Annotated in this window: 9 protein-coding genes; 2 read left to right on the top strand and 7 right to left on the bottom strand. The window is 32.3% G+C overall.

Translation table 11 applies throughout. From position 1 onward, the window contains the following. Positions 1–7: 7 nt before the first annotated feature. Positions 8–2,752, bottom strand: a complete 2,745-nt coding sequence (locus IM755_RS05265) for a carboxypeptidase-like regulatory domain-containing protein (RefSeq protein WP_194094320.1) — start codon at positions 2,750–2,752, stop codon at positions 8–10. A gap of 17 nt (positions 2,753–2,769) precedes the next feature. After that, positions 2,770–3,675 carry a GLPGLI family protein gene (locus IM755_RS05260; RefSeq protein ID WP_194094318.1) on the bottom strand — a complete coding sequence of 302 codons (906 nt, stop codon included), beginning with the start codon at positions 3,673–3,675 and terminating at the stop codon, positions 2,770–2,772. 176 nt (positions 3,676–3,851) lie between these two features. Here IM755_RS05260 and IM755_RS05255 point away from each other — a divergent pair, with 176 nt between their 5' ends. Further along, complete coding sequence (locus tag IM755_RS05255) at positions 3,852–4,595, top strand: hypothetical protein (protein ID WP_194094316.1); 744 nt, start codon at positions 3,852–3,854, stop codon at positions 4,593–4,595. Continuing rightward, positions 4,595–5,209, top strand: coding sequence for a deoxynucleoside kinase (locus IM755_RS05250; RefSeq protein WP_026725924.1), 615 nt, complete (start codon positions 4,595–4,597; stop codon positions 5,207–5,209). The genes IM755_RS05255 and IM755_RS05250 overlap by 1 nt, the downstream gene beginning before the upstream one ends. A 32-nt stretch (positions 5,210–5,241) precedes the next feature. Here IM755_RS05250 and IM755_RS05245 read toward each other — a convergent pair whose 3' ends face one another. The 5 genes from IM755_RS05245 to IM755_RS05225 all read right to left on the bottom strand — a co-directional run bounded on the left by IM755_RS05245 (position 5,242) and on the right by IM755_RS05225 (position 12,134). Next, positions 5,242–7,701, bottom strand: coding sequence for a beta-mannosidase (locus IM755_RS05245; protein WP_228063894.1), 2,460 nt, complete (start codon positions 7,699–7,701; stop codon positions 5,242–5,244). Between the two features lie 62 nt (positions 7,702–7,763). Beyond that, on the bottom strand, positions 7,764–8,171 hold the full coding sequence (locus IM755_RS05240; RefSeq protein ID WP_194094314.1) for a hypothetical protein: 408 nt from the start codon (positions 8,169–8,171) through the stop codon (positions 7,764–7,766). Then, complete coding sequence (locus IM755_RS05235; RefSeq protein WP_194094312.1) at positions 8,168–8,839, bottom strand: copper homeostasis protein CutC; 672 nt, start codon at positions 8,837–8,839, stop codon at positions 8,168–8,170. Before IM755_RS05235 ends, IM755_RS05240 begins: the two co-directional genes overlap by 4 nt. Next, a complete protein-coding gene (locus IM755_RS05230; protein ID WP_194094310.1) occupies positions 8,839–9,837 on the bottom strand; it encodes an isoaspartyl peptidase/L-asparaginase in 999 nt (332 codons plus the stop codon). Before IM755_RS05230 ends, IM755_RS05235 begins: the two co-directional genes overlap by 1 nt. Next, a complete protein-coding gene (locus tag IM755_RS05225) occupies positions 9,837–12,134 on the bottom strand; it encodes a glycoside hydrolase family 20 protein (protein WP_194094308.1) in 2,298 nt (765 codons plus the stop codon). Before IM755_RS05225 ends, IM755_RS05230 begins: the two co-directional genes overlap by 1 nt. Positions 12,135–12,161: the final 27 nt, after the last annotated feature.

Genomic DNA, 12,161 nt, shown 5'->3' with positions numbered 1-12,161 from the left:
ATTTAGTTTATAATCTGTATTTCAAACTAACAATTACAAATCTTGGCTGTACTCTATAACTTGAAAAAGTACTCGTTCCTCCTAGCTGACTAAAACTGTTAGTGTCTAACGATTTAGTATCTAATAAATTGGTTCCTGAAAGTTTCCATTCCCATTTACTATCTTTCTTTTGATACATTAAACTTGCAGTTAAGAAATCGTATTCACTATCAATAGTATTTGATTTGTTTCGGTTGTGATAATAAGAATATTCCGAAACAAATGAAAATGCATCAAGGAAAAAATATTCCAAAGTAACTGTTGGACTATCCACATAAATTACATCAGAAAAATTATCATTAACAGTAAAATTATATCCTAATGTTAAGTTTGGCAAAGTTTTATAATTTGTTGAAAAACTCAAACCATAGCTTTGTGAGACAGATTCTGTAGTTTGAATTTTCGTTGGATTATTATTTGGATCAGAATCCGAATCAGGAAAAACTCTAATATTATTAAATTTTGACCAATTTACCCCTACTCTCGCATTTGCTTTATAATATTTAGCAAAAGAACGCCCGTAATTCCCAGCAGCCAATAAAGTTTCATCAGGGAAAGAAGAGTTGATATTTACAGCTGATGAAATTTGATTTACTCCAACCAACAATGCTCTGTTTTTAATACCTTCTAATTGTCTTGTATACGAAATATTAGCAAAGATATTTTCGAAGTTAAACATGTTGTATTTAAAATAACGTAATGAATGTACTTGAGAAGTAGAGTTTTCTAAGAATCTATTTCCGCTAAATAAGCTATTGTAATTTGAAAACACGTAACCTTGAGCTAACTTGTTGATATCTGTAAAATTGTTTGTTAAAGAATAATTATAAGTCAATGTTTCTGATTTTTTAATTTGCCATAACGCATATACATCTGGTAAAATTCTATTGAAAGACTGCTTGTTTGATGTTCCAAGTTGTTGATCATTAGTATTAAACTGATGCACACTAAATCCTGGATTAAAAGTAAACTTTCCGGTCATGAATTTATAATGTAATCCTAAAAACACATCGTTAAATGCATAATTAACATTATTCACTGTGCTTGCATCTGTTAAATTATTCTGAGTACCATTATTCAAAATCTGAAAAATAGACGAATCAAAATTTTGATACGAATAGGTGTTTCCTAAAGTTAAATTGATGTTGCTTTTTGGAGTCAACATGTAATAATAATCAAATTTTGTATCTACTTTATTTGTTTGAACAAAACGTTTCTGAGTTACATCGTCTCTTACTCCTGCTCCTTCATTTATGTAACCTGTTAACAAAGGTGCAAAAGGTAAAGTTTCAAGGTTAGCATTATAAAATGGATCTTCATTTTGATACAAATGCTGCATTTCAAAACCAAAAACGTGCTTATCACTTAACGTATAGTAGTAATTAAGATTTTGATTTATTGAAAAAGGATTTTGTTTTTTTGCTGTATAAATATCCGACAACAAGCTAGAAAAAACACTTGTATTTTCTTTTTGGTCAGAAATCTTAATTAATGCATCGTAATCAAAATGTTTTTTTTCAGACGGCACATAACTCGAACTCAATTTAAACAAAACTTGATTACTTTTTTGTCTTGTGAAATCTTCACGAGTTTCTGTAATCGTTTGAGACGTTCCATCTGGTAAATTATCTACACGATTAGAAACTGTTCTGTTTTCAATTTCCGTTTTATTTCCTAATAAAATTCCAAAACCACTTAATGTCCAAGCTTTTGAAGGATTAAAACTAAAATTAGCCGCTCCAAAAGTAGACTCAATATTAGCTGCTTGGTTATTACGAAGTCCCATAATTCCTAAATCATTAGACACAACATTAAAAGAAGAACCTCCTTTTCGCATCATATTTTTGAAACCTCCTGTAAATTTGAAATAATCTTGAGCTGTTAATGGTAATTCTCCAATATTATTCACATTACCAATAACATTTAAACTGTATTTAGGATTATAATAAAACAATTTAGGATTCACGATATAACGAGCATCATCCATCCCAACACCAATTCCAGCTGTCATATCTCCAAACCAGAAGTTCTTTTTCCCTTCTTTCAATTTGATGTTCAAAGCAATACTTTCCTCGTTATTTTCTAAACCTTTTAAGTTAGAAACCTCATTGTAATTTCGTAAAACTTGGATTTTATCTAAAGCGTCTGCTGGAATATTCTTAGTTGCCAATTTCGTATCACCATCAAAGAAATCTTTTCCTTCTACCATTACTTTTTGGACTTTTTTCCCTTCTACTTCAATTTCTCCATCTTTATTAACCTCAACACCTGGGAGTTTTTTCAATACATCTTCCAACTTTCGTTCTGTACCATTTGTAAAAGAATCGGAATTATAAATAATCGTATCACCCGAAACACTTACTGGCATTTCTTGAACAATTTCAACTTCATTTAGCTGTGTTCCTTCTTTTAAAACTACTGGGTAATTCATTGTAGTTGTTCCTGTAGTAACTGATTTTTCAAAAGTTTGAAAACCTATATAACTCACTTTAAGAGTGTAAGTTGTATTAGATTTTAAAGTCAAGATAAATTTTCCGGCTTCATTAGTAATTGCATAAGCATCCATTGCTTTAGTTTGCTGATTTACAGCCATAATATTGGCCATTTCTAAACCAACACCGGTTGTATCTTTAACAGTACCCTCGAAACGTATATTTTGAGAAAAGGCACTTGAAGTAAGTGCCATTATAAGGATAAAAAATATTTTTTTCATAATTCTTTTATAGAAAATTAACGTGCACCACCCATTCTAAATCCGCCGCCTTGTCCTCCGCGACCTGAATTCATTTCACGCATTTCTTCCATTTTCTTTTTCACAATTTCATCATATTCTTTTTGCGTTACCTCTTTTCCTTTTGAAGCAGGTTTAATCTCAACTTTTTCTTTAGAATTTAAAACCAACTTAGAACATAAAATTACCGTTTTACCATCGTTAACCTCTAATATTAAACCTGGTAAACCCCAATAATTTTCTGGCCCTTGATTTACAGGAATTTCTGGGCAATACCATGCTGTAATGACATTTTCTTTAGGCATTTCCCAATCATCTGTGAAATTAGTTTTTTTAGCTTTTGCAGTATCTTTTACCGTTTCCGCTTTTTTCTCACCTTCTTTAGGATTGTTATTTCTGAATCTGAAATTTCTAAAATCAGACTCACTCACTTTTACTACAGCAGTTGCTTTAAAACAAGTATAATTACCAATTTTTTTAGATTCTCCTTCTAGTTTCCATTCATATTTTGGCAATGAATCTCTAATTAAAAACTCTTTTCCAAAAAACTCTTTATCCACCACATATTGCTTATCCTTAGCATTTTTATAGTGAGTTCCGCCGCCTCCCATCATCGACATCATCATTCTACCTCCACCTTGTTGACCAGGCGCATCTAATTTTTCTTCTTCTTTGTAAATTGAAGCTGTCTTATCGAAGTTTAAAATAAATGTTCTTTCAAACATTTTTTTCATACGCTCTTCTATTTGTTTTTGCATTTCTGGCGTCATTTCCCTGTTTGTACTCATTCCTTTCATGAAATCAGCCGTACTCGTTTTAGATTCATAAACGGCCATTCCTTGAAAATTCTGAGCATTTAGTAACCCAGAAATCATAAAAATCGAAGCAATAATAATTTTTTTCATTCTTATTAGATGTTTTTAGCTATACATATAGACTATCAAACGTGTATTTTGTTACACAATTTAACTGCTATTTTTGTGTTAAAGTAGTATATTAGACCCTGATTTTCAGAAATAGTTTAACAATGCTGGTAAAAAAAACACTATTTATATTAATTTTTAACTTGTTCTGCTTTTCAATGAAAGGTCAAGAATTAATTTCTACCACAAAACAAAATAGCCTAAAAATAGAATGTGATGTTTTTTTAGGCTATGATAATCAACAGAACAACTACAGCATAAAGAATAATATTCTTACAAAAAACAGTCAAACTAAAACCTATCAATATAACAATCTAAGTTTAGGAAAAATCACCAATGTTGATTTTCAAAATCCACTTCAAATTGTGATTTTTTATAAAAACTTCAACACGGTAGTATTATTAGATAATCAGTTGAACGAAATCAAAAAGATGGACTTCAATTTACAATCAACTCCTATTAATTTGGAAGCGGTGGCATTATCTTCACAAAACCAAATTTGGATTTACGATAGTATTTCATCAAAAATTGGCTTATACAATGTAAACACCGATACATTTAAGTGGATTTCTACTATGCTTGAAAATCCAATTCTATATTACGAATCAGATTACACACATTTTTATTGGACCGATATTAATTTGAATTTGTATCGCATTTCAATCTATGGAACTATCGAAAAATTAGGAAATCTGCCAAAATTTGATTCGATTCAGTTAACAAAAAACGGCAATTCCATTTATAAAACAGATGATAAATTATATTACTACGACTTAACTTCTAAGAGTAGCAGCAAAATAGCAATTGATGAAAAAATCATTTCAAAATTTTTCTTTAGAGATGGAATTTTGTCTATTTTTACCCAAAATGAAATTACTAATTACAAAATAATTTTACCATAATGCACATAGCAGTAGCAGGAAATATTGGAGCAGGAAAAACGACACTTACTAAGTTATTAGCCAAACATTTTAAATGGGAACCGCATTTTGAAGATGTGGTAGACAATCCATATTTAGATGATTTTTACCACCAAATGGAACGTTGGAGTTTTAATCTTCAAATTTATTTCTTAAACAGTCGTTTTCGTCAAGTATTGCAAATTCGCGAAAGTGGTAAAAACATTATTCAAGACAGAACCATTTATGAAGATGCGCATATTTTTGCACCCAATCTTCATGCAATGGGATTAATGTCGAACAGAGATTACAACAATTACACTTCACTTTTCGAATTGATGGAAAGTTTAGTGGGTTCGCCAGATTTATTGATTTATTTAAGAAGTTCGATTCCAAATTTAGTGAGTCAAATTCATAAAAGAGGAAGAGATTATGAAAACTCTATTTCGATTGATTATTTAAGCCGTTTGAACGAAAGATACGAAGCTTGGATTCAAACCTACAACAAAGGAAAATTAGTAATCATTGATGTTGACAACATTGATTTTGTAAACAATCCAGAAGATTTAGGAATGATTATCAATAGAATTGATGCCGAATTAAACGGATTATTTTAGATATACAAAACGCCTCAATTGAGGCGTTTTTTTTATTTCATAGTATCAAACAACGATTTTACTTTTATCTCTTTTGCAGCTTTGGACAATTTGATGATTCGCTTTTCATTTGGTAATAAATCAAAATAATTATCTTCAAAAAACACTTGATTTTCCGAAGACAGAAAAACATCCTTAGCTAAAACATCAGAAGAAATTTCAATAGTTAACTCGTCAATAGTTTTGACTTGAATGTTTGGTTTTGATAATTTTAAATCTTTTGGTTTTACAAAGAAATATTGTGATTGAAATTCATTGAATTTTACTTTTAAAAAGGTTTGCTGCAAATTAAATGACTTAAAATCTTCTTTAAGAATTTCATAAAAAGCTGTACTCGCATTTTCTTGAACAGTAAACTCTTTCAAGGTTTTCCAAAGTAATTTTCCATCAAAAGAAAGCAATTCTAATTCCAATTTTCCAGAAGAGCTTTCGAAATTATCATTAATCAAATAAACCTTAAATTTTTCATTTTCATCTGCAACCGAAATCAATAAATTCTCAAAACTTCGCTTCACCTGATAATGAAACGCTTTCCAATTTCCGTAATAATCCAACGAACTCCAAGATGTAACTGGCCAACAATCATTCAATTGCCAAAATAACGTTCCCATGCAATAGGGTTTTGCTCTTCGATGGGCTTCAATGGCGATTTTCATTCCTCGAGCTTGCAACAGTTGGGAAACATATAAATAATCTTCAAAATCTTTTGGCACCACATAATCACGTTCCATATATTCGTTGATGGTTTCATAACCTGTTGGATGTTTTTGATGATTTTTAAAGGCTTCGGAAGTAAAATTTAAGTCTTCATTGTGCATGATTTTTTGTAAAGTTTCCAAATTAGGCATGCCTTGAAAACCGTATTCGCTCATAAAACGTCCTACTTTCTTTTCATAAATCTCAAACGGTTCTTTTCCCCACCAAACGCCCCAATAATGTGAATCGCCTTGTGTTAAACTTTCCTTTCTTCCCCAACCAATCGATGGCGATGAAGACCAATAAATATTTTTTTCTTTCGGAAGCAAACTGTCTAAAGTATTCGGAATCATTTCATGAAATACTTTTTTGTAATCGTTCCAAATTTGAGTGGAATCCGCTTTTGAATAATTAAATTGCTTTTGCCAACCCCAATTGTGCCAACCTTCATCGTTTTCATTATTGCCACACCAAATGGCTATACTCGGATGATTTTGCAAACGATTCACATTATCAATTACTTCTTGCTTTACATTTTCAACAAATTCTTCATCGCCCGGATACATCGAACAAGCAAACATAAAATCTTGCCAAACTAAAATTCCTTTGGCATCACAAGCTTCATAAAACGCATCATCAAAATACACGCCGCCACCCCAAACACGAAGCATATTCATATTCGCTTTTTTAGCATTTTCGACTAAAGAAAAATAAGTAGTATCGGAAACTCGTGGTAAAAAACTATCGGGCGGAACTACATTGGCGCCTTTCATGAAAACCGATTTTCCGTTTAATTTGAAATAAAAACTTTTTCCAGCTTGGTCTTTTTCCTGAATTAATTCGATAGTTCTCAAGCCAATATTTAGCTTTTTTGAATCTAAAAACTGCTTTTTCTGATTGATTTCAACAGTAAAAGGATATAAATTCGCATCACCTAAACCATTACACCACCACAACTTTGGATTGGCAATTTCATATTGCATTTTGATTTTGTTCTTTCCTTTTTTAAGATTGAAAACCTCTGTTTTTTCATTGATTTTTAGCTGAATCGTTTTGACTTTGGAAACGTAAATTTCGGTTGTGAATTCTAAAACAGCTTTTTTGTCATTCAATTCGATTTGACTGTATTTTATGTTTTCGATTTTAGCCGAATTCCAAAATTTCAGTTGGACTTTTTTCCAAATTCCTGCCGTAACGAATCGTGGTCCCCAATCCCAACCAAATTGATATTGCGCTTTTCTAACAAAAACACGTTCTTTTTCGGGTAAGGTATAAGACAATTTTTTCGCTTCTTCTTTCCCTTTTTGAACTGCGGAATGAAAAACAACTTTTAAATGATTGGTTCCAATTTTTAAATGTGATTTGGCAGAAATAATCCATTTTCGGAACATATTATCCGCTTCTAAAACTACTTTTCCATTCAAAAAAACAGTTGCATAGGTGTCCAAACCCTCAAATTCTAAGTCAATATTTTGATTTTTTAGTTCGGATTTCGAAAGAGCAAAATGCGTTTCGTATTCCCAATTTTCATTTTCAATCCATTGCAATTGCTTTTCATTGTTTCCAAAAAACGGATCTGGAATTAATTGGTTTTGGAATAAATCTGTGTGAACGGTTCCGGGAATAGTTGCTTTATGTTTTTTAGATTCGTTTTGCTTGTTGAATGTCCAGTTTTCGATTGACAAATTGCGATAGGAAGTTTGTCCAAAAACGGAATAACAAATGAAAATTAGAAATAATGTTATTTTTTTAAACATATAAGTCACATAAGTATTGAAAATGAAAGCGTCAAATTATAGAAGTGCATAGAAGGATTAACTTAATTAAATTTAATATTTAAATCTAATTTCAAATTTATTTTATTTATAATTTTGACAATGTCTTCTTTATAACGTCCTGAATCATCTAAAAGGTAAATAGGGAAAACGTTTTCTAAATGTAAAATCATATTCAAACAATCCTCAATATTTTCAAAACTTAATGAATTAATATTTTTTCTATCCAATTCCTCATATTTAGTATTTTCAAATGATTCTATCTCTTCAAATATTTCATGATAATAATCTGCTTCATTTCCAACAAAGCAAACATACTTAGGTAAAAATTCTAGAATTTGCTCAATATATAAATCAAACAAATCGTTTTTCTCTTCTAAAATAAAAACATAAGTTAACTTTAAATCACCATTCAAATTAGAATTAAGAGCCGTATTGTAATTAACTATCATTTGATTAATTTCTTTAAAATATTTTGTATCTCCTCTGGATTAGCAATTTCACTTCCATCGGTAATAGCGGATGAATGGTACCAGTTTGCATTAACCATTTCGTCTATTTCTGAAATATTGGTCGAACGCAATCCTCCACCAGGCATAATTTTGATGCGATTATTCGCTTGAATGACTAATTGTTTCAAAACTTCTTTTCCTTCCATCACATTTGGGAAAGTTCCAGAAGTTAGAATCGTTGAAAATCCGCAAGAGATGACATCTTCCAATGCTTTTTCGTAATTCGAAACCGCATCAAAAGCTCTGTGAAACGTACATGGAAATGGTTTTGCTAAATCAACCAAAGCTTTATTTTGTTCGATATTAATCGTATCATCCTCCTTCAAAATTCCGAAAACAAATCCGTTAACTCCAAGTTTTTTGATGGCTTCGATTTCTGATTTCATTTGTTCAAATTCTGAATCCGAGTAGACAAAATTTCCTCCTCTTGGGCGAATCATCACATATAAATCGATGGTCAAATGTTCGCGAGCTTGTTGTATTATTTCTTTTGTTGGAGTTGTACCACCAACCGACATGTCTGCACACAATTCTACTCTATCAGCTCCAGTTTTTTGAGCGATTAAAGCAGATTCAAGATTAAAACAAGCGATTTCTATTTTTTTCATTATTTCAAAAAGTAATTCGCATCGATTAATTTATTTCCAGTTGCGTCGTGAACGGCATAATTGAAACCACCTTGCACACAATACGAACCGTATTCTCCTTTTTTATTCAAGGCGATAAAACCAACTTGGATATTTTTTAAATTTTTTCCTCGATTTTGCGTCAGTTTTACAATTCGCATTACGGCTTCTTCGCACGCTTTTTGTGGTGATTTTCCTTGACGCATCAACTCTACTACTAAATGACAGCCTGTAATTCGGATTACTTCTTCGCCATGACCTGTCGCGGTTGCGGCTCCAATTTCATTATCCACATACAAACCAGCACCAATAATTGGAGAATCGCCCACTCTTCCGTGCATTTTGAAAGCCATGCCACTTGTAGTACACGCACCTGATAAATTTCCTTGTGCATCAAGGGCAATCATTCCAATAGTGTCGTGGTTTTCAATGTTTGCTTTTGGTAAATATTCACTTGTTTTTAGCCATTCTTTCCATTCTTTTTCGGAAGCTTCTAACAATAAATTTTCCTTTTGAAATCCTTGAGATAAGGCAAATTGTAAAGCGCCATCACCAACCAACATTACATGAGGCGTTTTCTCCATCACCATTCTTGCAACGGAAATAGGATGCTTGATGTGTTCCAAACAAGCTACCGAACCTATGTTCGAAAATTCATCCATGATACAAGCGTCTAATGTTACGCGACCATCTCTATCTGGGCGACCGCCGTAACCTACACTTCTCTCGTTTGGATCGCCTTCTGGAATTTTAACTCCAGCCTCTACCGCATCTAAAGCGCGACCTTTATTTTTTAGTACTTCCCAAGCAGCTTCATTGGCTTGCAAACCGAAATTCCATGTAGAAAGTACGATAGGTTTATTTACTTTTCCTGAATTGATATTGATTTCAGTTTCCTCAGATTTTCCTTTGAAAGCCTGAAACGCAACGCCAGCGGTTGCTAATGCGGTTGTCTTTAAAAAATTCCTTCTGTTTGTCATTATTCTACACTTATTTCGTCTACAAATAACCAACTGTTGGAACCTGCTCCTGGATTTCCATCTGAAATGATTCCGTTGTTTTCTGCAATGACTTTTATAAATTGAACGTTTTGTTTGTCGAATTCAACCACAATTTTCCCTTTCGTTTCTTTGATTTCTTTCGAAGAAACAATTGTAATTGGAATATAATTATCTCCATCTTTTGAAACTAAAATCCCTATACTTTTTGGATAATAAATCCAACTACCTTCGGATGAAAGGGTGTTGATGCTGATTTTTGAAATCGTTTCTGTTTTTCCTAAATCGATAGTGGCATTCATATCTTTTCCCCAGAACCCTAACCAGTCTCTTCCGAATTTAGAAGGGTTTCCTTTCATTCCGTCTACCAATGTGAAACTTCCACCGATTCCATAATTTTCATGCGGTTGATGAACCAATTCTATTTTTTTCCCTGTTGATTTAGTGATGAAAAACGGTTGTTCGATAGTAGCACTTTTTGCTTTTCCGTTTTCGAAATAAGCTGCTTTAATGGTTTGATTTTTAGTAACTAGAATTGGTTTTTCATAAGAAATAGAATTCGTATTCGGTTCTGAACCATTGATTGTGTATTTGATTCCGTTTGGATTTGCTGATTTTAATTCGAAAGCTACTCCGTTTTCAGCAGGTTGCACTTTGGAAGTTACTTCAAAAATGGCTTTGCTGTAATTGATTCCTTTTTTATCATAGATTTCGAAATGTGAAATCAATCTTTTTTCGAATTCTTTGTATTCATTCGGATTGGATGTTCCCCAAACAACCTCAGAAAGTGCTGCTATTCTTGGGAAAAGCATATATTCAACGTGCTCTGGTGTGTTGATATATTCTGTCCAAAGATTGGCTTGTGCTCCTAAAATATATTTAGATTCTTCTGCGAAAAGTTCCTTTGGAACAGGATTAAAAGAATACACTTTTTCGACATTTGTATAACCACCAAATGCAATCGGTTCGTTTTTCGGTTCGCCTTGATAATGATCGAAATAACAATGTGAACCTGGCGACATGACTACAAAATGTTTTTGTTTGGCTGCTGCAATTCCACCTTCGGTACCGCGCCAACTCATAACGGCTGCGTTTGGCGCTAATCCGCCTTCTAAAATTTCGTCCCAACCGATGATTTTTCGACCTTTGCTGTTGACAAATTTTTCAATTCTTTGGATGAAATAACTTTGCAATTCGTGTTCGTCTTTTAAGTTTTCATCTTTGATTCTCTTTTGACAATGCGGACAACTTTTCCAGCGTACTTTTGGACATTCATCACCACCGATATGAATATATTCAGAAGGAAATAATTCCATAACTTCTACCAAAATATTTTCTAAAAACGTAAATGTTTCGTCTTTTGGACAAAAAACATCTTCTAAAACACCCCAGGTTTTTCCCACTTCAAAAGGTCCGCCTGTACAAGAAAATTCAGGATATGATGCTAAAGCTGCTAAAGCGTGACCTGGCATTTCGATTTCGGGCACAATGGTGATGTGGCGTTCTTTGGCATAAGTTACAATTTCTTTGATATCTTCTTGCGTATAAAATCCACCATAGCGAATGCTGTCGAATGTTTGGTCGGTGTAATGTCCAATCATGGAGCCGTTTCGCCAAGCGCCGACTTCAGTTAATTTTGGATATTTTTTTATTTCGATGCGCCAACCTTGGTCATCAGTTAAATGCCAATGAAAGGTATTCATTTTATACATCGCTAAATAATCAATGTATTTTTTGATGAAGTCTTTTGGAAAAAAATGACGACAAACGTCGAGATGCATGCCTCGCCATTGGAATTTAGGTTGGTCGGAAATAGATAAATATGGAATTTTAATTTCACTCTTTTTTTCAAATGGAATTAATTGTAATAAAGTTTGAATTCCATAAAAATTACCAACATTATCAGCTTGAGCAATTGTTATATCATTTTTTTCTACTCTAAGAAAATATTGTCCTTTATTTCTATTAGTTGAACGATTACCTAATGAATCCGTTTTAGTAATGACTCCTGGTAATAGTAAATCATAAAATCCAATTTTGCTTATTGAATTTGAGTTTAAAGAAATTTTTAACTGTAACCCAGTTTTATTTTTAATCTCTTTTTGAAGAAATTTTGCTTCAAAAGAATTTTCATCAGCTAAGATTACAGTTTCTTTATTTAAAACGAAATGTCCTTTTTTTATTTCGACTGAATTTGGTTTCGGAATTAAATTAAGAGTTTGCTGTGCAATGCTAATTGTGGAAATAAGCAACAACAAAGTCAGTATTTTGTATTTCATTGGAGTTGTGTTTGTTTGGATAAAATT

Origin of the sequence: Flavobacterium proteolyticum (genome assembly GCF_015223105.1) — a bacterium.
GTDB classification, from domain to species: Bacteria; Bacteroidota; Bacteroidia; order Flavobacteriales; family Flavobacteriaceae; genus Flavobacterium; species Flavobacterium proteolyticum.
The sequence above is the reverse complement of the archived record's forward strand: the minus strand, read 5'-3'. Positions and strand labels throughout refer to the sequence as shown.

Coding starts and splice junctions, on each gene's coding strand:
- IM755_RS05230 (WP_194094310.1), bottom strand. CDS start 9,837: ATGACAAACAGAAGGAATTTTTTAAAGACAACCGCATTAGCAACCGCT.
- IM755_RS05250 (WP_026725924.1), top strand. CDS start 4,595: ATGCACATAGCAGTAGCAGGAAATATTGGAGCAGGAAAAACGACACTT.
- IM755_RS05255 (WP_194094316.1), top strand. CDS start 3,852: ATGAAAGGTCAAGAATTAATTTCTACCACAAAACAAAATAGCCTAAAA.
- IM755_RS05240 (WP_194094314.1), bottom strand. CDS start 8,171: ATGATAGTTAATTACAATACGGCTCTTAATTCTAATTTGAATGGTGAT.
- IM755_RS05245 (WP_228063894.1), bottom strand. CDS start 7,701: ATGTTTAAAAAAATAACATTATTTCTAATTTTCATTTGTTATTCCGTT.
- IM755_RS05265 (WP_194094320.1), bottom strand. CDS start 2,752: ATGAAAAAAATATTTTTTATCCTTATAATGGCACTTACTTCAAGTGCC.
- IM755_RS05225 (WP_194094308.1), bottom strand. CDS start 12,134: ATGAAATACAAAATACTGACTTTGTTGTTGCTTATTTCCACAATTAGC.
- IM755_RS05260 (WP_194094318.1), bottom strand. CDS start 3,675: ATGAAAAAAATTATTATTGCTTCGATTTTTATGATTTCTGGGTTACTA.
- IM755_RS05235 (WP_194094312.1), bottom strand. CDS start 8,839: ATGAAAAAAATAGAAATCGCTTGTTTTAATCTTGAATCTGCTTTAATC.